Origin of the sequence: Massilia sp. CMS3.1 (genome assembly GCF_051262535.1) — a bacterium.
In the GTDB taxonomy this organism is placed as follows: Bacteria; Pseudomonadota; Gammaproteobacteria; order Burkholderiales; family Burkholderiaceae_D; genus Telluria.
The window spans coordinates 1-24,286 of record NZ_JBIMES010000003.1 but is presented as its reverse complement, the minus strand read 5'-3'; the positions used below and the strand labels follow the sequence as shown (position 1 = coordinate 24,286).

21 protein-coding genes are annotated in these 24,286 nt (G+C 65.4%); 7 read left to right on the top strand and 14 right to left on the bottom strand.

What is annotated here, in order from left to right:
• Nucleotides 1-67 precede the first annotated feature (67 nt).
• From rpoS to ACHAC9_RS05985, 6 genes are all read right to left on the bottom strand, one after another.
• A complete protein-coding gene (rpoS, locus tag ACHAC9_RS06010) occupies nucleotides 68-1,081 on the bottom strand; it encodes an RNA polymerase sigma factor RpoS (protein ID WP_435758150.1) in 1,014 nt (337 codons plus the stop codon).
• 9 nt (nucleotides 1,082-1,090) lie between these two features.
• Complete coding sequence (locus tag ACHAC9_RS06005) at nucleotides 1,091-2,029, bottom strand: peptidoglycan DD-metalloendopeptidase family protein (RefSeq protein WP_435758148.1); 939 nt, start codon at nucleotides 2,027-2,029, stop codon at nucleotides 1,091-1,093.
• A gap of 32 nt (nucleotides 2,030-2,061) precedes the next feature.
• The gene (locus tag ACHAC9_RS06000; protein ID WP_435758146.1) at nucleotides 2,062-2,937 is read right to left on the bottom strand and encodes a protein-L-isoaspartate(D-aspartate) O-methyltransferase; all 876 of its coding nucleotides are present in this window, start codon (nucleotides 2,935-2,937) and stop codon (nucleotides 2,062-2,064) included.
• On the bottom strand, nucleotides 2,934-3,671 hold the full coding sequence (gene surE, locus ACHAC9_RS05995; protein ID WP_435758144.1) for a 5'/3'-nucleotidase SurE: 738 nt from the start codon (nucleotides 3,669-3,671) through the stop codon (nucleotides 2,934-2,936). Before surE ends, ACHAC9_RS06000 begins: the two co-directional genes overlap by 4 nt.
• Before the next feature lie 124 nt (nucleotides 3,672-3,795).
• Entirely contained in the window at nucleotides 3,796-6,342 is a 2,547-nt protein-coding gene (locus ACHAC9_RS05990; RefSeq protein ID WP_435758142.1) for a tetratricopeptide repeat protein, read from the bottom strand.
• 7 nt (nucleotides 6,343-6,349) lie between these two features.
• Nucleotides 6,350-6,958 carry a toll/interleukin-1 receptor domain-containing protein gene (locus tag ACHAC9_RS05985; RefSeq protein WP_435758140.1) on the bottom strand — a complete coding sequence of 203 codons (609 nt, stop codon included), beginning with the start codon at nucleotides 6,956-6,958 and terminating at the stop codon, nucleotides 6,350-6,352.
• Nucleotides 6,959-7,126: 168 nt separating this feature from the next.
• Here ACHAC9_RS05985 and ACHAC9_RS05980 point away from each other — a divergent pair, with 168 nt between their 5' ends.
• A complete protein-coding gene (locus tag ACHAC9_RS05980; RefSeq protein WP_435758138.1) occupies nucleotides 7,127-8,101 on the top strand; it encodes an NADPH:quinone oxidoreductase family protein in 975 nt (324 codons plus the stop codon).
• A gap of 58 nt (nucleotides 8,102-8,159) precedes the next feature.
• On the opposite strand, the gene ACHAC9_RS05975 is transcribed toward ACHAC9_RS05980, so the two are convergent.
• Nucleotides 8,160-10,208, bottom strand: coding sequence for an ATP-dependent DNA helicase (locus tag ACHAC9_RS05975; RefSeq protein ID WP_435758136.1), 2,049 nt, complete (start codon nucleotides 10,206-10,208; stop codon nucleotides 8,160-8,162).
• A gap of 29 nt (nucleotides 10,209-10,237) precedes the next feature.
• Nucleotides 10,238-10,438 carry a YdcH family protein gene (locus ACHAC9_RS05970; RefSeq protein ID WP_056333185.1) on the bottom strand — a complete coding sequence of 67 codons (201 nt, stop codon included), beginning with the start codon at nucleotides 10,436-10,438 and terminating at the stop codon, nucleotides 10,238-10,240.
• Between the two features lie 183 nt (nucleotides 10,439-10,621).
• On the opposite strand from ACHAC9_RS05970, the gene ACHAC9_RS05965 reads away from it, so the two are divergent.
• Nucleotides 10,622-11,419, top strand: coding sequence for a PP2C family protein-serine/threonine phosphatase (locus ACHAC9_RS05965; RefSeq protein ID WP_435758134.1), 798 nt, complete (start codon nucleotides 10,622-10,624; stop codon nucleotides 11,417-11,419).
• Nucleotides 11,420-11,469: 50 nt separating this feature from the next.
• Here the strand turns inward: ACHAC9_RS05965 and ACHAC9_RS05960 are convergent, their stop codons facing one another.
• From ACHAC9_RS05960 to ACHAC9_RS05935, 6 genes are all read right to left on the bottom strand, one after another.
• Nucleotides 11,470-12,180 (bottom strand): hypothetical protein, encoded by a 711-nt coding sequence (locus tag ACHAC9_RS05960; protein ID WP_435758132.1) that lies wholly within the window; start codon nucleotides 12,178-12,180, stop codon nucleotides 11,470-11,472.
• A gap of 16 nt (nucleotides 12,181-12,196) precedes the next feature.
• Nucleotides 12,197-13,294 carry a cell division protein ZapE gene (gene zapE, locus ACHAC9_RS05955; RefSeq protein ID WP_435758130.1) on the bottom strand — a complete coding sequence of 366 codons (1,098 nt, stop codon included), beginning with the start codon at nucleotides 13,292-13,294 and terminating at the stop codon, nucleotides 12,197-12,199.
• A 161-nt stretch (nucleotides 13,295-13,455) separates the two neighbouring features.
• Nucleotides 13,456-14,889: a dihydrolipoyl dehydrogenase gene (gene lpdA, locus ACHAC9_RS05950; protein ID WP_435758128.1), complete on the bottom strand. Its 1,434-nt coding sequence runs from the start codon at nucleotides 14,887-14,889 to the stop codon at nucleotides 13,456-13,458.
• Nucleotides 14,890-14,903: 14 nt separating this feature from the next.
• A complete protein-coding gene (locus tag ACHAC9_RS05945) occupies nucleotides 14,904-15,269 on the bottom strand; it encodes a PspC domain-containing protein (RefSeq protein WP_435758126.1) in 366 nt (121 codons plus the stop codon).
• 78 nt (nucleotides 15,270-15,347) lie between these two features.
• Nucleotides 15,348-16,601 (bottom strand): 2-oxoglutarate dehydrogenase complex dihydrolipoyllysine-residue succinyltransferase, encoded by a 1,254-nt coding sequence (gene odhB / locus ACHAC9_RS05940; RefSeq protein WP_435758124.1) that lies wholly within the window; start codon nucleotides 16,599-16,601, stop codon nucleotides 15,348-15,350.
• Between the two features lie 92 nt (nucleotides 16,602-16,693).
• Nucleotides 16,694-19,555 carry a 2-oxoglutarate dehydrogenase E1 component gene (locus tag ACHAC9_RS05935; RefSeq protein WP_435758122.1) on the bottom strand — a complete coding sequence of 954 codons (2,862 nt, stop codon included), beginning with the start codon at nucleotides 19,553-19,555 and terminating at the stop codon, nucleotides 16,694-16,696.
• A gap of 288 nt (nucleotides 19,556-19,843) precedes the next feature.
• Here ACHAC9_RS05935 and ACHAC9_RS05930 point away from each other — a divergent pair, with 288 nt between their 5' ends.
• From ACHAC9_RS05930 to ACHAC9_RS05910, 5 genes are read left to right on the top strand one after another with little or no spacing between them, the layout of a single operon-like run.
• Complete coding sequence (locus tag ACHAC9_RS05930; RefSeq protein WP_435758120.1) at nucleotides 19,844-20,524, top strand: PepSY-associated TM helix domain-containing protein; 681 nt, start codon at nucleotides 19,844-19,846, stop codon at nucleotides 20,522-20,524.
• Between the two features lie 29 nt (nucleotides 20,525-20,553).
• On the top strand, nucleotides 20,554-21,072 hold the full coding sequence (locus tag ACHAC9_RS05925; RefSeq protein ID WP_435758118.1) for a DUF2271 domain-containing protein: 519 nt from the start codon (nucleotides 20,554-20,556) through the stop codon (nucleotides 21,070-21,072).
• A gap of 11 nt (nucleotides 21,073-21,083) precedes the next feature.
• Nucleotides 21,084-21,914: a DUF4198 domain-containing protein gene (locus ACHAC9_RS05920; protein ID WP_435758116.1), complete on the top strand. Its 831-nt coding sequence runs from the start codon at nucleotides 21,084-21,086 to the stop codon at nucleotides 21,912-21,914.
• An 8-nt stretch (nucleotides 21,915-21,922) separates the two neighbouring features.
• Nucleotides 21,923-22,924: an FAD:protein FMN transferase gene (locus ACHAC9_RS05915; protein WP_435758114.1), complete on the top strand. Its 1,002-nt coding sequence runs from the start codon at nucleotides 21,923-21,925 to the stop codon at nucleotides 22,922-22,924.
• Nucleotides 22,921-24,258: a sulfite reductase subunit alpha gene (locus tag ACHAC9_RS05910; RefSeq protein ID WP_435758112.1), complete on the top strand. Its 1,338-nt coding sequence runs from the start codon at nucleotides 22,921-22,923 to the stop codon at nucleotides 24,256-24,258. The genes ACHAC9_RS05915 and ACHAC9_RS05910 overlap by 4 nt, the downstream gene beginning before the upstream one ends.
• Nucleotides 24,259-24,286: the final 28 nt, after the last annotated feature.

Genomic DNA, 24,286 nt, shown 5'->3' with positions numbered 1-24,286 from the left:
GGGAAGCGTGAATAGAGGAAAGCGGAAACCGAAAAGCGAACCGGCTCGGCTCAGAAGACCGGCGGCATCATAACAAGGAATCGCGCACCACGCCACGGGCCGCCATCGCCCGCTTCAGCTTGACCAGCGCCTCCTGCTGGATCTGGCGCACGCGCTCGCGCGTCACGCCCATCTGCTCGGCGAGGGTTTCGAGCGTGGCCGGATCGTCGTTGTCGAGGCCGAAGCGGCGCATCACGACCAGGCGCTGCTTTTCCGGCAGGCGCGTGAGCCAGTCGCGCACCAGTTCGGTCATCTCGTGCTGCTCGGCGCGCGCGTCCGGACCATCGTCCGATTCGCCCGGCAGCATGTCCATCAGGCTGGAACCGGGATCGTTGTCGAGCGGCGCGTCGAGCGAGGCAGCATGTTCGGACAGGGCCAGGATGTCCTGCACCTCTTCCGGCGCTCGCCCGACGAGGCTGGCGATGTCCTCGATGCTGGCATCCTTGCCGTCGTGGTGCTGGGCTTCGAGGTGGTATTTGGCGCGCAGCACGCCATTGAGTTCGCGCACCATGTGCACCGGCAGGCGCACGGTGCGCGCCTGGTTCATGATGGCACGCTCGATGCTCTGGCGGATCCACCAGGTGGCATAGGTGGAGAAACGAAAACCACGCTCGGGCTCGAACTTGTCGATGGCGCGCATCAGGCCGATGTTGCCCTCCTCGATCAGGTCGAGCAGGACCACGCCGCGGTTGATGTAATGCTTGGCGATCGAGACGACGAGCCGCAAATTATGCTCGATCATCTTTTGGCGGGCTTCGAAGTTGCCCGCCTTGGCCAGGGTCGCATAGTGCGACTCCTGCAGGGCGGTCAGCAGCGGCCGGGTGCCGATCTGATTCAGGTAGTGCTGGGTGGTGTCGGTGGAAAGCTCGGCGGCGAGCACTTTCTTGAGTTCGTCGACGGTGTCGACCTCGGCGGCGGCGCCCGGCAGCAGAGGATCGCCCTCGGCGCCGTCCACTCTCGAACCGGCAGCGTAGCCTGACGCACCCTCGCCCTCCAGTTCGTCAGGCAATTCGTCTTCCCTGGAGTGCGGCGGCAGCGTCATTGGCCCTCTCTAACGGCTGGGCAAGAACCTCGACGGATCGACCGGTTTGCCCTGCTGGCGAATCTCGAAATGCAGCTTCACGGTCTCGGCATCGGAATCGCCCATCTCGGCGATGACCTGGCCCTTGGCCACGTTGTCGCCTTCCTTGACGACGATCGCGCGGTTATGGGCATAGGCCGACAGCAAGCTGTTGCTGTGTTTGACGATGACGAGGTTACCATAACCTCGGATACCGCTACCAGCGTACATTACTTTGCCGGCGCCCGCCGCCATGACGTGCTGTCCCGCGCGGCCCGCGATATCGATGCCCTTGCTCTTGCCTTCATCGAAGGTGGCGATGATGCGCCCATCCGACGGCCACATCCAGCTCAGTTTTTCGTCATCAAGGGCGGTCACGGTGCTGCCGACGCGCGATCCCGCCGCGGCAGCCGCCGCCGGAGATGGCGCGGCAGCCGCTGCCGCGGCAGCCACTGCTTCGGCACGCTCGCCGGCCTTCTCGCTGCGCGGTGCCTCGGCCGTGTCGTCGCCGAAGGTCTTCTTGTCGGCGCGCGGCATGGTCTTGCGCGGCACCGATGGACGGCTGTCCGGCGGCATCGGCACCGGCTGGGTCACGACGGCCGTGCTGCCGGCACGCTCGCTCGGCACCACGCGCAGCACCTGGCCGACCTTGATGTCGTCCGGGTCAGCCAGGTTGTTCCAGGTGACCAGGTCGCGGTAGCTCTGGCCGTGGTCGAAGGCGATGCGCAGCAGCGTGTCGCCACGGCGCACGGTATAGCTGCCTTTTGCATCCTGGCGTGACTCTTCGATGCGCGCAGGCGCCGGACGCGCCTTGGCGTTCGAGGAACCAACGGGACGCTCGATGATCGGCACTTTGCGGGGGGAGGTGGAACAGCCGGCAACCAGGCCGAGCGTGAGGGTCAGCAGGACTAAACGGGGTGTTTGATTCATTCTCATCTAATATTTTCAGCTTTTTGCAGCGATCACGCGGTACCCGGGCGCAGTGGCACGAAATGGCAGGCTTCCAGGGTTTCGCCCGTCCACTCCGACTTGCCGGTGCGGGTGATCCGCTGCAGGTGTTGAACCTGGCCGCCGACAGGGGCCACCAGGCGCGCGCCGATGGCGAGCTGTTCAAGCAGGGCGCGCGGTACTTCCATCCCGGCCGCGGCGAGGATGATACCGTCGAATGGCGCAACCTGTGCGAGCCCGAGCATACCATCTCCGTAGTGCAAGCGCAGGTTGGACAGGCGCAGGGAGCGCAAATTGGCCTTGGCAAGCTCGTGCAGGGGCTTGATGCGCTCGATCGAATACACGTCTTGCGCGACCCGGGCCAGCACCGCCGCTTGGTAGCCGCAGCCGGTGCCGATCTCGAGGACGCGGTTCAGCGCTTTGCCGTCGCGCATGACTTCGATCATGCGGGCCACGATGTAGGGCTGGGAAATCGTCTGGTGGTGGCCAATCGGCAGCGAGGCGTCGATATACGCCTGAGCGGAGAGCGCCGGCTCGATGAACAGGTGGCGCGGCACCGCTTCCAGTGCGGCCAGCACCAGAGGATCACGCACGCCCTGCCCTGCAACGCGCGCTACCATCGCGCGGCGCAGCGCTTCGGTGGCCATCAGGTCCGAGCGCTGCGCGATGGGGATGCTCTGCGTGGCGGGCGGCGCATAGCCGGGCAGCTTCGGGCCGGGTTGCGGCGCCGTTGGCGCCTTGGCGCCGCCGACCGCATGCGCGGCGTTGCGGGTTGCGGTCTGGGGCGTGGCGACCGGCGCCGGCGCCGGCGGCTTGCGCGTGCCGCCAGTGACCGAGGACAAGGGCAAGGGAAACGTCCTGTGCTCAGGGGACTTGCTGCGGTCTGTCATGCGAGCCCCTGTTCCAGCAACGCGAGCTGGGTTTTGTGCGTCAGGTCCACCTGCAGCGGCGTAATCGAGACTTGCCCCTGCAAGGTGGCGTGGAAATCGGTGCCTTCGCCGGCATCGCGGCAGGCGCCGGGCGCGCCGATCCAGAAAATCTCGCGCCCGCGCGGATCCTGCGAGCGAATCACGGGTTCGGCCTGGTGGCGGCGCCCGAGGCGGGTCGGGGTCAAGGGTCCGAGCGCTTCGTAGGGCAGGTTCGGAATGTTCACGTTCAACAAAAACGGCGACGGCAGCATGTCGAAACGGCGCTGGACGACATCGCGCGCGACACGGGCGGCGGCGTCCAGGTGCTCCCAGCCATGGTTGACCTGGGAGAACGCGATGGCTGGAATGCCGAACAGATACGCTTCGGTCGCGGCCGCAACGGTACCGGAATACAGGGTGTCGTCGCCCATGTTCTGGCCGTTGTTGATGCCGGAAACGACCAGGTCGGGCAGCGCGTCGCCCATGCCGGTCAAGGCGATGTGCACGCAATCGGTGGGCGTGCCGTTGACGAAATAGAAACCATTTGCGGCGCGGTTGACCGTCAGCGGACGGTCGAGCGACAGCGAGTTCGACGCGCCCGAGCGATTGCTGTCCGGTGCGACCACGATGATTTCGGCGATGCCCGCCAGGGCTTCCGCCAAGGCATTGATACCAGGGGCGAGATAGCCGTCGTCGTTACTGATAAGAATTCGCATCCGCCGATTTTACCTGAAGCAACGCTTTTAACGCGCATTCCGGGGACTTAAATTGTGGGCTGCGCTGCGTGGCGGCGTTGCTGTGACACGACGCCACGTCCTCCTTGTCAGGCGTGCAAGCAGATCAGCGCAGGGCCAACGGACGTGCGCCGACGGCCTCGATCAGCGCACCTTCGAGCGATGCGACTTCGTCCTCGGCAAAGGCCAGCAGCGCATCCTTGTCGCCGTCGTCCTGGTAGACCTGCTTGATCAGCGCCACCCCGCGCCGGCGCAGCGGCTGGGCGACCGTCGGGCGCAGGATGATTTCGCGCAGGCTGTCGGCCAGCTGGCGCGCCTCCCGTGTCCGGCCCCCTTCGACCGCCTTGTGCAATTGCCCGAGCTTGAGCTCGAGCGGCTCGTGGGGCGCGGCCTGGCCGGACCCGGCGCGCGTACCCGCCGGCCGGCCCGCGCCTGCGCCCATGGCGCCGGGCAGGACCGGGGCCGGCATGCCGTTTGGCGAAGCCTCGCCCAACGCATCGTAGGGTCCGGCCGACATTGCGCGCAACTGCATCATGCGGTTGCCGCCCTCCTCGACGCTTTGCTCGAGACGGCGGGCGGCGGCGCTGTTGCCCTGACTCGACAGGGTCTGGGCCAGCATCTGCTTGCTGCGCAGCGTTTCATGGTCGTCCATGCCACGCAAGCGCTCGTGCAGGCTGACCACATGCTGCTGCAGGCGGCGCGCCTCTTCCAGTTCGCCCTGCTGGCTCAGCGTCGAGGCCAGACGCAGCAGCACCCCGAGGGTGTCGGGATGCTCGGAGCCGAGGCGCCGCTCGCGCGCCAGGGCGAGCGACTGCTGCATGTCGCGCACCGCACCCAGGTCGCCCTGGGCGGCGAAGATCTCGGCCAGCGCCTCGCGCGCCTGCAAGGTCAGCGCCGCATCCATCCCGGCCTGGCGGTCACGCACCCGCACCACGCTTTCCTGCAATTTGCGCGCATTGCCAAGGTCGCCCATGTCGCGCAGCAGCGTGGCCAGCTGCTGGGTACAGCGCAACGTGTCTTCGTGTTCGGTGCCGAGCACGCGCTGGCGCCCCTCCAGCACGCGCTCGTAGAGCATGCGCGCACGCGAATACTCGCCCTGCAGCGCGAGGGTACGGGCCTGGCCGGCCACCGCATCGAGTGTCGCGATGTGGTTCGGCCCGTAGAGGCGCTCGCAGGCATCGAGAACGGCGTCGTGCAGGCCGAGCGCGGCGCTGAACTCGTCTTGCCGCGCCAGCGTGGCTGCCAGGCCCGAGCGCGCGGCGAGCGTTTCCGGATGGTCCGCCCCGGCCGCGCACAGGCAAGCCTCGAGCAGCGCTTCGTACTGCTGGCGTGCTTCACGAAGCTGTCCGCTGTCGCGCAGGAGCCCTGCCAGCGCCGCGCGGCTGGCGCGGGTGTCCGGATGGTCGTCGCCCAGCAGGCGCTGGCGCAGCGTGGTGCTTTCGGCGAAGCAGTCGCAAGCGCCCGGCGAGCGTCCACCGAGAAGGTACAACTCGCCCAGGCGCAGCAGCTCGCGCGCCAGCAGCACCGCGTTCGGGTCGAAAGTAGATGGCGCGCCGCCGTGCCGTTCTCCCAGCGCCAGACGCGCGCGCGCCGCCTCGACCGCGTCGAACAGGTCGATTTCAAACCGCGACTGCCACGGGAAGCGACCCGCCGCCGCCCAGCCGAGCAGCGCCTCGATGGCCCGTGTATGGGACAGGCGGTCGCCGTCGCGTTCCGGCAGCGTGCCGAGATGCTGCGCGGCGCCGGCCGCCAGCGCACCGTGCAGCTGGACTTCGTCGAGATAGCTGTCGAGCGACAGCTGCGCCATGCCGTAGCAGTCGCGCAGCAGTTGCTCGAGCCGCGGCTGGTAGCCGGCCACACCCTTGTGCGGGTCGCCGCGGCGCCACAGCAGGCGGCGCTCGGTATCGACACCATCGACGCCGCAGGGCACCGGATACACCAGCAGCGGACGCTGGGCTTCCTCGTGGCTGCAGCGGTACTCGATGGCGCGCGTGACGACGCCGGCCAGCCCTTCGAGGCTGCGGGTGTTCGGCGTGAACAGGCCGATCACGCGGTCGGGCAGCAGTGTCGTGCAGACGCTCACCGCCGCCGAGCGCCCGCCCCGGCAGTCGATGAGGACGTGGCGGAAGTGGCGCGTGAGGTGGGCCGCGAATGCGCGGTACAGCGCCGGGCAGGCCGCGAACAGGCCGTCCCAGTCCATGCGGTCGGCGCGCTCGCCGAAACTGTCGTCGAAGCAGCCGGCGCGCATCAGGTACAGCGTGCGACTCTGGTCGACCCGTTCGACATAGGCTTCCCAGTCGATCGCCTCGAGCACGAGCCGGGCGCGCTCCTCGTGCTCGTCGCCGCCGGTGCGCCCGAGCGCCTTGAGCTGCTCGCGGCAGGCCTCGAAGTATTCGAGCAGGCCCGGACGCGCGGCCTCCGGACGCGCATTCTCGTAGCGCCCGTCGCGCGTCGGGAACAGATGGTGCAGGCCGGGCGCCTCGGTATCCCAATCGATCATCAGCACCGGCGTGGTTGCATTCTGGCGCCCCGCCAGCAACACGGCACTGTCGGCCAGTGCAATGCTGCGCGCGGCGCCGCTTTCGAACGAATAAAAGGTGGTGACTTCGCCGGGGCCGCCGATGGGCGGCAGCGTCAAACGGTTGATTTCCATGAGCTCCTCATTTTTTCGGGAAAGTGAGATCCGGGACGGTACGCCACTCCGGTGGGACATCGGGGAGCACGAATTGGTTGCAGTCATGCCCGGGCGGCATGTACATTTTCTGGTACTGGTAATGGGTGGCGATCCGTTTCACCATCTTGCCGATATCCGGTAAAAAATCCGGGTTCGATTTCAGGTCGGCCGTGGCCATCGTGAAATGCGAGAAATCCACATAAAAAGTCGAGGACGCGATCTGCGGCGGCAGCCGGTCGGGATGCTGGGTCATGATGACCGGGATGATCAGGTGGCTGGGCAGCGTGTACCACTGGCTGCGTTCGGCCTCGATCAGGCGCATGGCTTCGTATTCGCGCCGCGTGTAGGCATGCGCTTCGTATTTGGGCGTATAGATGAGGACCATGCACACGCTCTCGCACATCGCGCGCGCGATTTTCCGGTCGAGGTCATCTCCGCCGCCGAGCTGCTCGGTGTCGACGAAAAGTTCGTCCTCATTGTCGAAATAGGGCTCGAGATAGCAATGCAGCGCCTCCGCCAGCGCGGTCTTGAAGCGCTGCATCAGCGCATGTTTTCCGTGGGCGTAGCTGAAGAAACAGCCGTACCGAATCGCCATTGCCATTCCCCTCGTCAATACGCCGCAGGCCCGCCTGTGCACCCATCACTCTAGCGCCCTGCCCCCTCATCATTTTGCGGGCGCACAAACGGTTCAGCCGCGCAGGCGCATTGCCAGCATTCGCATTCCGTGAGGCATAATTGAACAAAACCAACAGGAGGAGATGAGATGAAAGCGATCGTATGCAAGGCATGGGGCCCACCGGATAGTCTCGAACTGCAGGACCTGCCCGACCTGGTGCCGGGTCCGGGCGAAGTCGCCATCGACGTACGCGCGGCCGGGGTGAATTTCCCCGATGTGCTCACAGTCCAGGGCAAGTACCAGGTGAAGCCGCCTCTGCCCTTCACCCCCGGCAACGAGTTCGCCGGCGTGGTGCGCGCGCTCGGCGAAGGCGTGCGCAACGTCAAAGTCGGCGACAGCGTGATCGGCTTCACCCAGACCGGCGCCTTCGCCGAGCAGGCGATCGCACCGGCCGCCGCGCTGATGCCGATGCCCCCTGGCATGGATTTCGACACCGCCGCGGCGATCACCCTGACCTACGGTACCTCGCACCACGCGGTGGTCGACCGCGGCCAGTTGAAGGCGGGCGAGACGATGCTGGTGCTGGGCGCGGCCGGCGGCGTCGGCCTGGCTGCGATCGAGATCGGCAAGGCGCTCGGTGCGCGCGTGATCGCGGCCGCTTCCAGTGCGGAAAAGCTGGAGGTGTGCCGCGAGCATGGCGCGGACGTGCTGATCAACTACACGACGGAAGACTTGCGCGAGGCGCTGAAAGCGGCGACCGGCGGCAAGGGTCCGGATGTGATCTACGATCCGGTCGGCGGCGCCTACAGCGAACCGGCGCTGCGCTCGATCGCGTATCGCGGACGTCACCTGGTCATCGGCTTTGCGGCGGGTGATATCCCGAAGCTGCCGTGGAACCTGATGCTGTTGAAAAGCGCGTCGGTGGTTGGGGTATTCTGGGGCGATTTCGCGCGTCGCGAGCCGCAGGCAAACCTGGCGGCGATGCGCGAGATGCTGGGCTGGATGGCTGAGGGTAAATTAAAGCCGCTGGTGTCGAAGCGCTATGCGCTGGCGGAGACGGCGCAGGCCTTGAATGACATGGCCGAGCGCAAGGTGACGGGCAAGGTCGTGATCGTGCCGTAACCGAACGAGTTAGCGCAATAGAAACAAGGATGGACGGCTTTGCCGTCCATCCTTGTTTCTATTCGTCCGCAGGCTTGAAGAAAGCCAGCACCTCTTCCTGCACCCGCGTCCGTTTGAACGGCGGCAAACTCTGCCAGATCCTGCGCCCATACGGCTTGCTGATCAGCCGCGGATCGCAAATCATCAGCACGCCGCGGTCATCGACGTCGCGAATCAATCGTCCCGCACCCTGCTTCAGGGTGATGATCGCTTCGGGCAGTTGATGGTGCATGAAACCATTCATGCCCTGCTTTTCCATCACTTCGATGCGCGCGGCCAGCACGGGATCGTCGGGCGGGGCGAAGGGGAGCTTGTCGATGATGACGAGCGAGAGCGCTTCGCCGCGCACATCGACGCCTTCCCAGAAACTCTGGCTGCCGACCAGCACGGCATTGCCGGCATTCCGGAACGAATCCAGCAGTTCGGTACGCCCGCGCTCGCCCTGCACGAACAGGGGGAATTCCAGGCCACGCTCGGTGAACTCGACCCGCAGTCGTTCGGCGACGCGGTTCACGGCGCGGATCGTCGTGCACAGGAAGAAGGCGCGTCCACCGGACGCTTCGATCACCGGCAGCGCGGCGTCGACGGCGGCATCGGTATAGCCCATCGAGTTCGGTTCCGGCATCCCGGTCGGGACATACAACACGCCCTGCGCGCCATAGTCGAACGGGCTTGGCCAGGTGAGCGCCGGCTCGCCGGTGAGGCCCATCTGGTCGGCGAAGTGTTTGAAGTCGTTTTTGACGGCCAGCGTCGCCGACGTAAAAATCCAGGTGCGCGGCGCGCCTTCGCGCTGATTCTGGAAAATCGGCGCGATCGACAGCGGGGTCTTGTGCAGCTGCAGCGACGAGTTGAACGCTTCGACCCACAGCACGGCGGCCTGGTCGCCCTCGACCACCTTGCCTTTCGCGTCAAGCTTCCAGGCGTCATACGCCGCCTTCAGCTCGACCGCGCGCACGCGGCAGGCTTCCAGTGTTTCGGCGCGCTGGGCCTGTTCCTCGAGCACGTCGATCATGCCGTCGAGCTCGTCTTTCAGGGTCTGCAGTGCCGGGAAGAAGGCGGACGTTGGCGGCACCTGCGGCAGCGACATGCGCGTGCCGCCTTCCGGGAAAGTCAGGCGCAGGTCGCGCGCGGCCTTTTCCACGACGGTCACGACTTTGGCCCAGTCCGGGCCGCGCGCGTGGGCCAGGCCTTCGGCCAGCACGTCGCGGCACAGTTCCAGCACCTGCGAGGTCGATACCGACGTGCCGAAGAACAGGGTCGCCGTGTCGGGCAGCTGGTGTGCCTCGTCGAAGATGATGGTGTTGGCCGACGGCAGCAGCTCGGCCACGCCGGTGTCCTTCAAGGCCACGTCGGCAAAGAACAGGTGGTGGTTGACCACGACCACGTCGGCCTGCTGGGCTTCGCGCCGCGCCTTCATCACGAAGCAATCCTGGTAGTACTGGCACTCGGCGCCCATGCAGCTGTCGCGCGTGGACGTGACGAGATTCCAGACCGAGGCGGTTTCCGGCACCTTGGCCAGTTCCGCCTTGTCGCCGGAATTGGTCATCTTGATGAAGCGCGAGATCTCGCGCAGGTGGCCGACGTCGTCGCGTGAAGTCAAACGACCGTTCTGCAGCGTGCGCTCGAGGTGGTAGTGGCAGACGTAGTTCGAGCGGCCCTTGAGCAGGGCGACCGACACCGGGGCTTTCAGGGCCTTGCGGATGGTCGGGATGTCGCGCAAAAACAGCTGGTCCTGCAGGTTCTTGGTGCCGGTCGAGACGATGGTCTTGCCGCCCCAGAGCAGCGCCGGGACGAGATAGGCGAAGGTCTTGCCGGTACCGGTGCCGGCCTCGGCCATGAGCACCTTCTGGCCGTCGATCGCGGTCGCGATGGCTTTCGCCATTTCGGTCTGCGAGGTGCGCGGCTTGAAGGTGCCGACGGCAGGCGCAAGCGGGCCGCCGGCGCCGAACAGGCGGTCGAGCTCGGCATCGTACTTGCCGGCAGGCGCCAGGGGCAGCCCGTCGGCAGGAAGGTCAGCGGCAGGCAGGTCGGCGCCGGCGGCGCCGGGCAGCGGGAGGTGATCGGTCAAAATTGGGCGCTTCTAGAGTGCGAAGGCAATCAGGCCGGCACGTCCGGCACGAGTTGCATTTTCAGCAGGGTGATATGGTCTTTCAGCTGCAGTTTACGCTTTTTCAGGCGGCGCAGCTGGAGCTGGTCGGCGTGACCGTCCGCGGTCAGCATGGCAATGACTGCGTCCAGGTCGCGGTGTTCGACGTCGAGTTCAATAATGCGGCGCTGGATGTCTTGGACATCGGTCATGATGGCGGTTCCAAACGAGTTTTTCAAGGACGAAGACGGGGCGGTGGCGAAACAGCGGGCTGGCGCTGTACCGGGATGAACCTTACGGCTTGCAACACTGGGGCTTCTGGGTGCATAGTTTAATCTACCATGAGGTTGCCGCCAACAAAGATCGGCCCTGAGCCACGGAAAGCATCAAAGTTTATGAATCTCTTCAAGATCGAAGCGGGTACCGCGCAACACATCGGTAACCGTCCGCGACAAAACGACCGGGTCGCCCTGCTGACGGGCGCCCGCGCACCCGGCCACGTACTGGCGCTGCTGTCCGATGGCCTGAACGGCCCGGCAGGCGCCGAGCAGATGCTGCATACGGCCAAGCAGGTGTTCGACGCCTTCAAACCGGGCGACACGCCGAACCCCGAGCGCCTGGCGCAATTGCTGCGCGACATCGTGCAGGAGACCCACCTCGTCATCAAGATGAATGCCGTCACCACCGGCGAAGAGGCGCATGCCAGCTTTGTCGGCCTGCTGCTCTCCCCCCACGGCGAGGCGGTCTGGGCGCATGTGGGCGACTCGCGCCTGTACCGGTTCGAGAATGGCGAACCGGTGCTGCGTACGAACGACGAGGCGTATATCGAGCACCTGGTCGGCCTTGACAAGCTGGCGCTCGATGCAGCGCGCAATCACCGGCGCTCGAAACTGCTGCTCAACGTGCTGGGCAACAGCCGCAAGGAACCGTACGTCACGGTCGGCTGGCAGATGGGGATGGCGCCGGGCGACCAGTTCCTGCTCTGCTCGGACGGCTTGTGGCATTTCTTTACCGATGCGGAACTGGGGGCGGCGCTGACGCGGTCGACGCCGAGGCAGGCGTCGGAGATGCTCATCAGCAAGGCAGCGGAACGGTCCCAGGGTAAAGGGGGGAACTGTTCGATGGTGATCGTGAAACTGGTGAAGGCGCTGCCGGAGGGTGCGGGGGCATTCGGAGGAGCGCTGCGCAGTTAATCGCGACCCGGCGCAAGCGCCGGGGAGCATGCTTATTTGTGGGACCTTGCTCAGCGGGCCGGCACAGCCGCCTTCTGCGCGGCCGCTGCAGCAGCCGCAGCCTTTTCCTTCTCTTTCTCGGCCTGGCCGGCAGCGCGCTTGGCGGCGCGTTCGGCTTTGCGCTGGGCGACTTCGCGCTGGCGCTCTTCGGATTTGAGGCGCCGTGCCTCGAAGGCGGCGGCATTCTCGGCGCGGGTGGCGGCATTGGCCGGTTCCTGGGCGGCTTCCTGGACAGCGCGGGCGTCGCGCTTGGCGATGCGGCCGGGCACCGAGGACGGACGCGGTGGCGGCACCGGCGAGATCGCCTTCGGCGGCGCGGGCGGCTGGGCCGCTGCCGTCGCTTCCTCGGCCTGGTACTTCGCCTCGGCCGCGGCCATCGCCTTGTCGCGCTCCTCGACTTTGTTCTTGCGGATGAAGTATTCGGCTTCGACCTCGATCGCGCGCTGGGCGGTCAGCGCCACGCGGCGGCGCTCCTTGGCTTCGTCGAGACAGTTGTTGACGAAGAATTTCTCGTAGCAAACCACCTCGCGCGCGGCATAGCGCGATTCGATCGCGGCGCGTTCGAGGGCCACGGCGGCCAGGCGCTCGTCGGCCTGGGCCACCGAGGTGGTCGGCACGAAGGATGCGCTCACGGGTGCGGGGCCGTTCGCGGCGCAGGCAGCCAACAGGCTGGCGACGATTGCCGCGCCCGCGTGGCGCAACATGGACTGTGCTCTGGTCATCTTCTTCCTTCTTTTTCTAAGCGATGGCGTCGGCGGCGCCGCGCCGTTCGGCCAGCATGTACTCGCGCGACTGCATTTCAATGATACGCGAGACGGTGCGGTGGAATTCGTTCGCCAGCATGCCTTGCGTGTAGAGCTGCTCCGGCTCGACCGCGGCCGACATGATGAGCTTGACCTTGTGGTCGTAGAACACGTCGATCAGCCAGGTGAAGCGGCGCGCTTCCGACGACTGGCCGGCCGACATCGCGGGAATTCCGGACAGGACCACGGTGTGGAAGCGCGTGGCCAGTTCCAGGTAGTCGTTCTGCGAACGCGGACCGCCGCAGAGGGTCGCGAAATCGAACCAGATCACGCCACCCGCATGGCGCAGCGCGCGGATCTCGCGGTTCTCGATGTGGACGATCGGGCTTTCGTCGGCGGTGTCGGCGACTTTCGCATAGGCTTCGCGCAGGGCGTGGTCGGAAACGGCGTTCAGCGGCGTGTAATAGGCTTGCACCTGCTCCATGGCGCGCTTGCGGTAGTCGTTACCGGCATCGACGTTCAGCACATCGAGCTGGTCCTTCAGGAGCGCAATCGTCGGCAGCATGCGGTCGCGGTGCAGCCCGTCCGGGTACAGCGTGGACGGCTCGTAATTGGAGGTCATCACGAACGACACGCCGTTATTGAACAGGGCCGTCAGCAGGTTGTACAGGATCATCGCGTCGGCGATGTCGGAGACGTGGAATTCGTCGAAGCAGATCAGGCGATATTTTTTGGCGATGCGCTTCGCGACTTCGTCGAGCGGATCGGCCACGCCTTTGAGTTCGTCGAGTTGGCCGTGCACGGCGCGCATGAATTCGTGGAAGTGCAGGCGCGTCTTGCGCACCACCGGGACCACCGAATAAAAGCTGTCCATCAGGAAGGACTTGCCGCGCCCCACCCCGCCCCACATGTAGACGCCACGCGGCACGTCGGGACGGTTGATGAGACGCCTGAAGACGGACGACCGCTGGGCCTTGTACTGGACCCAGTCGTCGTACGCCTGCTGGAGGCGGTCGACTGCGGCCTGCTGGGCGGGGTCGGAAGTGAAGCCGCGCTCGGTGAGGGCGTGCTGGTAGTACTCTTGGACGTTCATACGATGCTTGGGTTAACGTAGGGGTCATTGAGGCCAATGGCCTCAATGACATGTTTAAAGGGCACTTGTGCCCACGCGGTGGTCGGCATGCCTACCAATCCGCGAGGGCGCAAGTGCCCACCCTACAAAGACGTACCGCGATAGGTACGCCCAGGTTTTACTTAGAAATTCAACGAACGCTTGTCAACCGCCAGCGCCGCTTCCTTCATGGCTTCCGACAGCGACGGGTGCGCGTGGCAGATGCGGGCGATGTCTTCCGACGAGGCCTTGAATTCCATCGCGACGACGGCTTCCGAGATCAGTTCCGAAGCGACCGGGCCGATGATGTGCACGCCCAGGATTTCGTCGGTCGTGGCATCGGCCAGGAATTTCACCATGCCCGAGGTGTCGCCCAGCGCGCGTGCACGGCCGTTGGCCATGAACGGGAAGGTGCCGGCTTTGTAGGCGACGCCTTCGGCTTTGAGTTGCTGCTCGGTCTTGCCGACCCACGCGATTTCCGGCGAGGTGTAGATCACCCATGGAACCGTGTTGAAGTTGACGTGGCCATGCTGGCCGGCGATACGCTCGGCGACCGCAACGCCCTCTTCCTCGGCCTTGTGCGCCAGCATCGGGCCGCGCACGACGTCGCCGACTGCCCACACGCCCGGCAGGCTGGTGCGGCATTCGTCGTCGACAAGCACAAAGCCACGCTCATCTAACTGCAGGCCGACCGATTCGCCACCCAGGCCGGTCGTGTTCGGCACGCGGCCGATCGAGATGATCAGGCGGTCAAACGTGGCCACCTGCTCGGCGCCGGTCGAATCGGCATACGCCACGGTGACATCGTTCTCGCCCTTGGTGATCGCGCCGATCTTGCAGCCCAGGTTGATTTTCAGGCCCTGCTTGGTGAACAGTTTATGGGCTTCCTTGGCGATCTGCTCGTCGACCGCGCCGAGGAAGGTCGGCAGGCCTTCCAGCACCGTGACGTCGGCGCCGACACGGCGCCACACGGAACCCATTTCCAGGCCGATAACGCCGGCGCCGATCACGCCGAGTTTGCCTGGCACGGCGTCGATGGCCAGCGCGCCGGTGTTCGACAGGATCAGGCGCTCGTCGAATTCCGCGCCCGGCAGCTGGCGTGCGTTCGAGCCGGTGGCAACGACGACGTTTTTAGCCGTCAGCGTGTCGGTCGTCGGACCGGTCACGTTGATCGTGTAGCCACCTTCAGCGGCGCCCGCGAACGAACCGCGGCCGTGGAAGAAGGAAACCTTGTTCTTCTTGAACAGGAACAGGATGCCGTCGTTGTTCTGCTTGACGATGGTGTCCTTGCGCTTGAGCATTTGCGGCAGGTTCAGTTCCAGGCCCGACACATTGATGCCGTGCTCGGCGAACGCGTGACCGGCGTGCTCGAAGTGTTCCGACGACTGCAGCAGTGCTTTCGACGGGATGCAGCCGACGTTGGTGCAGGTGCCGCCTGGTGCAGGCTTGCCTGCAGCGTTGCTCCACTCGTCGATACAGGCAACCTTGAAGCCCAGCTGGGCTGCGCGGATCGCCGCGATGTAGCCGCCAGGTCCGCCGCCGATCACGACGACGTCGAATTGTTTCTCGTTACTCATGAATGATTCCTTATTTATTCTTCTGGGACAAAAATCCACATCAGGAGATACACCAGCGCTCCGAACCCGGAGGTGAGGATGGTGAACACGGCAAATAGCAGGCGCCAGATCCAGGCGTCAAGCCCGAGGGTGCCGGCGAGCCCGCCACACACGCCGCCCAGCCAGCGGTCGGCACGCGAGCGGCGCAGCGACTTGAAGTCGCCCGCACCGCCCCGTGTATTGAAGCCGTAGCCCGTGCTGCCATCATCCTTGTTCAGGCTGACGCGCTCATCATGGCTGGCGCCGGCCAGGACCTTCGCTTTGGCCCGTTCGAATTCGTCGGTAGTGAGCGCGCCGGCCTGGTGCAGTTCGTGCAGGCGCCGGATTTCATCGGAAATCATGGTAGTACTCCCAATGTGTGAGTGGAAGCGCCGCCAATTGGGCGCGTCCACTTCCTGAGATGACTTCTACGGCCGAAATTACAAGTCCAGCAGCAGGCGTGCCGGATCTTCCAGCGCATCCTTCATCGCGACCAGGCCCAGCACGGCTTCGCGGCCGTCGATGATGCGGTGATCGTAGGACATCGCCAGGTAGTTCATAGGACGGATGACGATCTGGCCGTTTTCGACGACAGCGCGGTCTTTGGTCGCGTGCACGCCCAGGATCGCCGACTGTGGCGGGTTGATGATCGGGGTCGACAGCATCGAACCGAAGGTGCCGCCGTTCGAGATCGAGAAGGTACCGCCCGACAGGTCTTCCAGGGTCAGCTTGCCTTCCTTGGCCTTGGCGCCGAATTCACCGATCTTCTTTTCGATCTCGGCGATCGACATCTGGTCGGCGTTGCGCAGGATCGGCACCACCAGGCCGCGCGGCGAACCGACGGCGATACCGATGTCGAAGTAGCCGTGGTAGACGATGTCGTTACCGTCGACCGACGCGTTGATGATCGGGTACTTCTTCAGCGCGGCAACGGCGGCCTTGACGAAGAAGGACATGAAGCCCAGCTTGACGCCATGCTCTTTCTCGAACTTGTCCTTGTACTTGTTGCGCAGCTCCATGACCGGCGCCATGTTCACTTCGTTGAACGTGGTCAGGATGGCGTTGGTCGACTGCGATTGCAGCAGGCGCTCGGCGATACGGGCGCGCAGGCGGCTCATCGGCACGCGCTCTTCCGGGCGGTCGCCCAGGTTGGCGACCGGCGCGGCGACTTGCTGCAGTGCCGGTTTGGCGGCTGGAGCAGGAGCAGGGGCTGGCTTGTTGGCAACCGCGTTCAGGGCGTCGCCCTTGGTGACGCGGCCGTCGCGGCCCGAGCCGTCCATGCCGGCGGCACTCATGTTGTTGTCAGCCAGGATCTTGGCAGCAGCTGGCATCGCCACGCCGGACATCGAGCCGCCCGTTGCGGCGGCAGGAGCGGCGGTTGGCTGATCGATCGGCGCGTTCGGCGCAGCCGACGGGATCGCTTTCACCGGCAGCGGGCTGGTTTGCGCCGAGGCTTCGGTATCGATGATGGCGATGATTTCGCCGGCCAGGACGGTTGCGCCGTCGGCTTTCAGCAGTTGCACGATCACACCAGCGCCTGGCGCCGGGAGTTCAAGGACCACCTTGTCGGTTTCGATGTCGATCATGTTCTCGTCGCGATCGACCGACTCGCCGACCTTCTTGTGCCAGGACAGCAGGGTTGCTTCAGCGACCGATTCCGACAGTTGCGGGACCTTGACTTCGATTTGTGCCATGTAAAACTCCGTTTGATTATTCTTTATTAACTATCTAAGAAACACGCTTAAAAAAACCGGGCGCCTTGCGGCGACCGGTTTGCGCTGAACTTTTATTTGGTCAGGATGAAGCCCTTGAGCTTCGAGAACGCCGTATCGAGCAATTCCTTCTGCTGTGCCACGTGCTTGTCCGAGTAGCCGACAGCCGGAGCCGCCGAGGCCGGACGGCCGGCGTAAGCCAGGCGCTGACCTTCGTCCATGTTTTCGAAGATGTTGTGCTGGATCTGGAACCACGGGCCCTGGTTCTGCGGCTCGTCCTGTGCCCACACGATTTCAGTCGCGTTGCTGAACTTCTTCAGTTCGGCAGCAAACGACTTGTGCGGGAACGGGTACATCTGTTCCATGCGGATGACCGCGACATCGTTCACGCCGCGCGCCTTGCGTGCGTTGACCAGGTCGAAATACACCTTGCCCGAGCAGACGATCACGCGCTTGACTTTCGAGGCTTCGATCTTGTTGTCGCACTCGCCGATGACGGTCTGGAAGGCACCCTTGGCGAGGTCGGTCAGCGGGGAGCCGGCATCCTTGTTGCGCAGCAGCGACTTCGGCGTGAAGATCACCAGCGGCTTCCTGAACTGGCGCACCATCTGGCGGCGCAGCAGGTGGAAGATCTGGGCAGCGGTGGTCGGCTGCACAACTTGCATGTTGTTGTCCGCGCACAGCTGCAGGAAGCGCTCGATACGGCCTGACGAGTGTTCCGGACCCTGGCCTTCATAGCCGTGCGGCAGCATCATGACCAGGCCCGACGCGCGGCCCCACTTCACTTCGCCCGAAGCGATGAACTGGTCGATCACGACTTGCGCGCCGTTGACGAAGTCGCCGAACTGGGCTTCCCAGATGGTCAGCGTGTTCGGTTCGGCGGTCGAATAGCCGTACTCGAAACCGAGCACCGCCTCTTCCGACAGCACCGAGTCGATCACGGTGAATTGTGCCTGGTTGTCCGACACGTTGGCCAGCGGCAGGTAGATGCCTTGGTCCCAGCGCTCGCGGTTCTGGTCGTGCAGCACGGCGTGGCGGTGGACAAACGTACCGCGGCCGGCGTCCTGGCCCGACAGGCGGATCGCATAGCCCGACGACAGCAGCGAGGCGTAAGCCAGGTGTTCGCCCATGCCCCAGTCGAGGTTCATCTCGCCGCGGCCCATGGTGGCGCGGTCGTTCAGCACCTTGTCGACCAGCGAGTGCGGCTTGAAGTTTTCCGGCACGACGGTGATGCGTTCCGCCAGGCGCTTCAGTTCGGTCAGCGGCACGGCGGTATCGCAGGCGTCGGTCCACTTCTTGTTCAGGAACGGCGCCCAGTCGACGGCGTACTTGTTCTTGAAGTCGGTCAGGACCGGATCGACCGTGTGCTTGCCGGCATCCATGGCGTCGCGGAAGGCGGCGACCAGCTTGTCGCCTTCGTCCGCTGGAATGGTGCCCTGCGTGGACAGCTTTTCCGCGTACAGCTTGCGGGTGCCCGGGTGCTTGGCGATCTTCTTGTACATCAGCGGCTGGGTCAGCGCAGGCGTGTCCTGCTCGTTGTGGCCCAGTTTGCGGTAGCAGATGATGTCGACGACGACGTCCTTGTGGAACTCGGTGCGGTAGTCCATCGCCATTTGCGTGGCCAGCACGACCGCTTCAGGATCGTCGGCGTTCACGTGGAAGACCGGCGCCTCGATCATCTTGACCACGTCCGAGCAGTACAGCGTCGAACGGGCGTCGCGCGGGTCGGAGGTGGTGAAACCGATCTGGTTGTTGATCACGATGTGCATCGTGCCGCCCGTACCGTAGCCGCGGGTCTGCGCCAGGTTCAGGGTTTCCATGACCACGCCCTGGCCGGCGAATGCGGCGTCGCCGTGTACCAGGATCGGCAGCACTTCGCGGCCCTTGCGGTCGCCACGGCGTTCCATGCGCGCCTTGACCGAACCCTCGACGACCGGATTGACGATTTCAAGGTGCGACGGGTTGAAGGCGAGGGACAGGTGGACCGGGCCGCCCGGGGTCGAGATGTCGCTCGAGAAGCCCTGGTGGTATTTGACGTCGCCCGACGGCAGGTCGTCGGCGTGCTTGCCTTCGAATTCCTCGAACAGTTCCGCCGGTGCCTTGCCCAGGGTGTTGACCAGCACGTTCAGGCGGCCGCGGTGGGCCATGCCGATGACGATTTCCTGGACGCCCTGCTCACCTGCGCGCTGGATGGTCTCGTCCATCGCGGCGATGAACGACTCGCCGCCTTCGAGCGAGAAGCGCTTGGCGCCGACGTACTTGGTGTGGAGGTAACGCTCCAGGCCTTCGGCAGCCGTCAGGCGCTCGAGGATGTGGCGCTTCTTGTCGGCCGAGAAGGTCGGGGTCGAACGGATCGACTCGAGGCGCTCCTGGATCCAGCGCTTTTCGGTCGGATCGCTGACGTACATGAACTCCGCACCGATGGAGCGGCAGTAGGTGTCGCGCAGCATTTGCAGCAGGTCGCGCAGGGAGGCGCTCTCGCCGCCGAAATAGGTATTCGAGATATTGAACTTGGTGTCGAGGTCGGCGTCGGTGAAGCCGTAGAACGACGGATCGAGCTCCGGGATCGGCGGACGTTCCTGGCGCTGCAGCGGGTCCAGGTTGGCCCAGCGCGAACCGAGGTAGCGGTAGGCGGCGACCAGCTGGGTCACGGCGACGCGCTTGCGGGCCATTTCCGGGTCGGCTTCGGCGGACGCGCTGACGGTGCGGATCGGGCCTTGCTTGGCGCGTTCGGCGAATGAGGCGATGACCGACGAATGGATCACGTCGGGCCTGGCACTGCCGTCGACCGCAGGCACGTTCTGCATGCTGTCGAAGTATGCGCGCCAGTTGTCGGGCACCGAACCTGGATTGTTCAGGTAGGCTTCGTATAACTCTTCCACATAGGGCGCATTACCGCCGAACAGGTACGAGTTCGCAGATTGTTGTTGCTTCATTCTTGCTCACCTTTTCTTCGCGCTTCGCGAGTATGGCGGGTTAATCTAACCTTCCGCGACACGGCCTGACCGGTTAGCGGATCGCACATCAAGTTGTGGGGAAGGACAGATGGGGTGGCGACGGTTTCTTGCCACCCCATGTTACTCCGGAGAACCTCTCTGATTCTCCACAATAGCGGGAGGTATTGTAACGCAACATACCGGACGCATAAGGGATGGGCTGAATTTTGTTGACCGCCTAAATGATAATGGTTATCATTTGCGTTATGTACTCAACAGGAAGCTTGCATGTCTGTCCAGAACCCGCCGGGTCCAGCCGTCCCGCCTCCTCAAGTGGCGCCTGCCGCCCTGCCCGGCGTGCGGCGTTCGCTCTGGCTGAGGACGCTGCACCAGTGGCACTGGATCAGTTCGGCCATCTGTCTGATGGCGATGTTGCTGTTTAGCATCACCGGGTTCACGCTCAATCATGCGGCGCAGATCGAATCGAAGCCGCAGGTCACGCGGATTAAGGCCGCCGTGCCTCCCTCCTTGCTGCCGGTGCTGCGCAGCCATGCCGAGAAACACGCCGATGGCGAGGCCCTGGTGCCGACGCAGCTGGCGCAGTGGGCGAACGAGGCGTTTCCGGTCGACCTGCGCGGGCGTACCGCCGAATGGAGCGAGGAAGACGCGTATGTGGCCTTGCCCCGTCCTGGCGGCGACGCCTGGCTGCGCGTCAGCCTCGACGGGAATGCCGAATACGAAGTCACCTCGCGCGGCGCGATTTCCTGGCTCAACGATTTGCATAAAGGCCGCAATACCGGGCCGGTGTGGAGCTGGTTCATCGATATCTTCGCCATTGCCTGCCTCGTCTTTTGCATCACCGGTTTCCTGATCATGAAGATCCATGCGGCCAACCGGCCGTCGACCTGGCCCGTGATTGGCTTCGGCATTGTGCTGCCGGCCGTGCTCGCGCTCTTGTTCGTTCACTAATTCGTCTACCTCTATCTAGAAGGCATTGCATGAAACTGTCTCCCTCGCTGGCACTGAGCCTGCCGCTGACCCTGCTCTCCGGCGGCGCCGTGGCCGCCGACCTGTCGGTGAAGTTCGAATTGCCGCAGCTGAACGTCGCCGAGTACCACAAGCCGTATGTCGCAATGTGGATCGAAAAGGGCGACGGCGCCATCGCCTCGACCCTGGCCGTGCTGTACGACGTCAAGAAGAAGGACAAGGCCGGCGAAAAGTGGGTGAAGGACATGCGCACCTGGTGGCGCAAGGCCGGACGCGAAGCCCAATTGCCGATCGACGGCGTATCGGGCGCAACCCGTGCCGCCGGCACCCACACGATCAGCTTCGGCCCGGCGCGCACCGGCATCGACAAGCTGCCGGCCGGCGACTACAAGCTGGTCGTGGAAGCGGCGCGCGAAGCGGGCGGGCGCGAACTGGTGCGCGTGCCGTTCACGCTGCCGGCCAAGGGCAAGGTCGCAGCCAGCGCCAACGGCAAGGAAGAGCTCGGCGCCGTTTCCATCAACATCCAATAAAGAGACCCAACATGCATAACTCCTTCATCAAGCATGGCGTACTGGCCCTGATCCTGGCTGCCACTGCGGGCGCGGCCAGCGCCCACCGTCCGTGGATGCTCCCGAGCGCGACAATTGTCGAGAACAAGGACGCCTGGGTCATGATCGACGGCGCCGTCTCCGAAGGCCTGTTCGATTTCGACCACATGCCCTTGCGCATGAACGGGGTGACCGTCACAGCGCCGGACGGCACGACCGCCCCGGCCCCGGAAGCCGTGACCGGCAAGATGCGCTCCTCGGTCGACATTCCACTACCGAAAGAAGGCACTTACCGCATCGCGCTGGTGAGCAACAATGCGATGGGCAGCTACAAGGTCGGCAATGAGGTGAAGCGCTTCCGCGGCAGCGAGGCCGATTTTGCGAAGCAGGTGCCGGCCGGCGCGCTTGACGTGCGCAAAACGCTCACCCACCAGCGCATCGAAACCTTCGTCACCGCCCACAAGACCAGCGACGGCGCCTTGAAGCCGACGAACACCGGTCTGGAGATGGTGCCGCTGACCCACCCGAACGACCTGCGCGCCAACGAAACCGTGCGCGTACGCTTCCTGTTGGATGGCAAACCGCTGCCTAATTTACCGTTCAGCCTGGTGCCGGGCGGCGTGCGCTACCGCGGCGTGGCCGGCGAGATCCGTCTGACCACCGATGCCAAGGGCGAGGCCAGCTTCAAGCTGCCGTCCGCGAACATGTACTGGATGAACGCGGCTTACCCGCCGAACCCGGGCAAGGGCCCGGCACCGGAGGATGGCCCGGCGGAGACCCGCCGCTACGCCTACACGGCCACGCTCGAAGCCTTGCCCGAGTAAGCAGTCCGTTGCGCCAGGTCCTCGTTCCCCTCGCTATCGATCCTGCCCTTGTTCCCGAGGGCAGCGTGCTGCATGACGCGTCCGGATCGACGATGGGCACAAGCTGGTCGGCACGCTTGCTGCAGCCGCCAGGCGTGCGCAGCCATCTTGGCCAGCAGATGCAGGCTGAGCTCGATGGCATCGTGGCCGAGATGAGCCACTGGGATCCCGACTCGACGCTCGGGCGCTACAACCGGGCAGCAGGCGGCAGCTGGCATGCGCTGCCGCCGCGCTTCGTCGACGTGCTCGAGTATGCGCTTGGCGTCTTCGAGGCGAGCGGCGGCGCCTACGATCCGTTCGCCGGCGCGCTGGTGAACCTGTGGGGCTTCGGTCCCGAGCGGCGCTATGACCAGCCGGGCTTTTATGCGCCGGCACCTGGCGCGGTGCAGTCCGGGCTGGCGCAGCGCGCCTCGCTGTCGCCTGAGTTTGACCGCGCGGGTGCGCGCCTGCTGCAACCGGGCGGCGCTCTGCTCGACTTCTCTTCGATCGCCAAGGGTTATGCCGTCGACCGGCTGGGCTGGTGCCTGGAACGGCACGGCGTGCGGCATTACTTGGTCGAGATCGGCGGAGAATTGCGCGGGGCCGGCATGAAGCCCGATGGCCAGCCGTGGTGGGTGACGCTCGAGGGCGTGCCCGGCCTGGACAGCACGCCGGCGGTCGCCGCCCTGCACGGCCTGGCGGTCGCGACCTCGGGCGACTACCGGCGTTATTTCGAACACGGTTCGCTACGCGCTTCGCACACGCTCGACCCACGCAGCGGTTATCCGATCGCGAACGACCTTGCCTCGGTGACCGTCCTGCACCCGAGCTGCATGGCGGCCGATGCCTTGTCGACCACGATCACGGTGCTCGGCCCCGATGCCGGCCTGGCGTTTGCCGAAGAGCGCCAGCTGGCCGCGCGCCTGCTGTTGCGGCGCGCCGGCGGCCTCGAAGAACGCACTACCACCGCCTGGCAGGCCATGCTGCAATGATGTTCACGATCGATCCCGCGCGCTGGGGAAGCGCCATCGCATTGATCTTCGCCTGGGGCGGCCTGTGCGCGGCCATGCTGCGCAATACTAGACCCGCCGCGGCGGCTGGCGAGGCCGACTGGCTCGTGGTCCACGCCAGCCAGACCGGCAACGCCGACTACCTGGCGCAGCAGACCGCAAGCACGCTCTCGACCGGCGGGCTGTCGGCGCGTGCCATGTGCATGTCGGCCCTCGATGCCGACACGCTGGCCGGCGCCTCGCGCGTCCTCTTCATCGCCAGCACCTATGGCGAAGGCGACTCCCCCGACAGCGCCGCGCGCTTTGCCGGCCTGACGATGGCGGGCGCGCCCGACCTCTCGCAACTGCACTACGCCGTGCTGGCGCTGGGCGACAGCAGCTATACCAATTACTGCGGCTTCGGGCGCGCCCTCGACGGCTGGCTGGCCTCGCGCGGCGCCACTGCCCTGTTCAAGCGCATCGACGTCGACCGCGGCGATCCGGAGGCGATCGCAGGTTGGCAGCACCAGCTGAGCCGCCTGGCCGGCACCAGCGACGCGCCCGACTGGGAAGCGCCAAGCTATGGCGAGTGGCGCATCGTCGAACGCACCCGGCTCAATCCGGGCAGCGCCGGCGCGCCACTGTATCGCATCGCCCTGCAGCCGCGCGATGGCGCTCTACCCGACTGGGAAGCGGGCGACCTGGTGCAGGTCCGCGCGCCGGGCGACCCGGCGCAGCCGCGCGAATACTCGATCGCTTCCGTGCCGGGCGAAGGCCGCATCGTGTTGCTGGTGCGCCTGCAGCAGCATGCCGACGGCAGCGCCGGCGCCGCCTCGGGCTGGCTCTGTCTCGACGCTGGCGTGGACGCCACGGTCAACCTGCGCGTGCGCGCCCATGCCAGGTTCCGCCTCGGTGAAAACGCGGCGCGCCCGCTGATCCTGATCGGTAACGGTACCGGTCTGGCCGGCCTGCGCGCGCTGTTGAAGGCACGCATCGATGCTGGGGAGATGGAAAATTGGCTGGTCTTCGGCGAACGCAACGTGCGCCACGATTTCCTGCTGCGCGAGGAGCTGGAAGGCTGGGTCGACCGCGGCGCCCTGGCGCGCCTGGACCTCGCGTTCTCGCGCGACGGCAGCGCGCCGCGCTATGTGCAGCATGTGCTGGCCGAGCGGGGTGAGGCGCTACGCGACTGGATCGCGCGCGGAGCGGCGGTGTATGTCTGCGGCAGTTTGCAGGGAATGGCCAGTGGCGTGCATGAGACGCTCGGCGCTGCGCTCGGGGTGGACGCGCTCGATGCGCTGGCGGCCGAGGGCCGCTACCGAAGGGATGTGTACTGAAGCGTTCTCCAAAGCCACCGTTAGCGGT

Coding starts and splice junctions, on each gene's coding strand:
- rpoS (WP_435758150.1), bottom strand. CDS start 1,081: ATGACGCTGCCGCCGCACTCCAGGGAAGACGAATTGCCTGACGAACTG.
- ACHAC9_RS06005 (WP_435758148.1), bottom strand. CDS start 2,029: ATGAATCAAACACCCCGTTTAGTCCTGCTGACCCTCACGCTCGGCCTG.
- ACHAC9_RS06000 (WP_435758146.1), bottom strand. CDS start 2,937: ATGACAGACCGCAGCAAGTCCCCTGAGCACAGGACGTTTCCCTTGCCC.
- surE (WP_435758144.1), bottom strand. CDS start 3,671: ATGCGAATTCTTATCAGTAACGACGACGGCTATCTCGCCCCTGGTATC.
- ACHAC9_RS05990 (WP_435758142.1), bottom strand. CDS start 6,342: ATGGAAATCAACCGTTTGACGCTGCCGCCCATCGGCGGCCCCGGCGAA.
- ACHAC9_RS05985 (WP_435758140.1), bottom strand. CDS start 6,958: ATGGCGATTCGGTACGGCTGTTTCTTCAGCTACGCCCACGGAAAACAT.
- ACHAC9_RS05980 (WP_435758138.1), top strand. CDS start 7,127: ATGAAAGCGATCGTATGCAAGGCATGGGGCCCACCGGATAGTCTCGAA.
- ACHAC9_RS05970 (WP_056333185.1), bottom strand. CDS start 10,438: ATGACCGATGTCCAAGACATCCAGCGCCGCATTATTGAACTCGACGTC.
- ACHAC9_RS05965 (WP_435758134.1), top strand. CDS start 10,622: ATGAATCTCTTCAAGATCGAAGCGGGTACCGCGCAACACATCGGTAAC.
- ACHAC9_RS05960 (WP_435758132.1), bottom strand. CDS start 12,180: ATGACCAGAGCACAGTCCATGTTGCGCCACGCGGGCGCGGCAATCGTC.
- zapE (WP_435758130.1), bottom strand. CDS start 13,294: ATGAACGTCCAAGAGTACTACCAGCACGCCCTCACCGAGCGCGGCTTC.
- lpdA (WP_435758128.1), bottom strand. CDS start 14,889: ATGAGTAACGAGAAACAATTCGACGTCGTCGTGATCGGCGGCGGACCT.
- ACHAC9_RS05945 (WP_435758126.1), bottom strand. CDS start 15,269: ATGATTTCCGATGAAATCCGGCGCCTGCACGAACTGCACCAGGCCGGC.
- odhB (WP_435758124.1), bottom strand. CDS start 16,601: ATGGCACAAATCGAAGTCAAGGTCCCGCAACTGTCGGAATCGGTCGCT.
- ACHAC9_RS05935 (WP_435758122.1), bottom strand. CDS start 19,555: ATGAAGCAACAACAATCTGCGAACTCGTACCTGTTCGGCGGTAATGCG.
- ACHAC9_RS05930 (WP_435758120.1), top strand. CDS start 19,844: ATGTCTGTCCAGAACCCGCCGGGTCCAGCCGTCCCGCCTCCTCAAGTG.
- ACHAC9_RS05925 (WP_435758118.1), top strand. CDS start 20,554: ATGAAACTGTCTCCCTCGCTGGCACTGAGCCTGCCGCTGACCCTGCTC.
- ACHAC9_RS05920 (WP_435758116.1), top strand. CDS start 21,084: ATGCATAACTCCTTCATCAAGCATGGCGTACTGGCCCTGATCCTGGCT.
- ACHAC9_RS05910 (WP_435758112.1), top strand. CDS start 22,921: ATGATGTTCACGATCGATCCCGCGCGCTGGGGAAGCGCCATCGCATTG.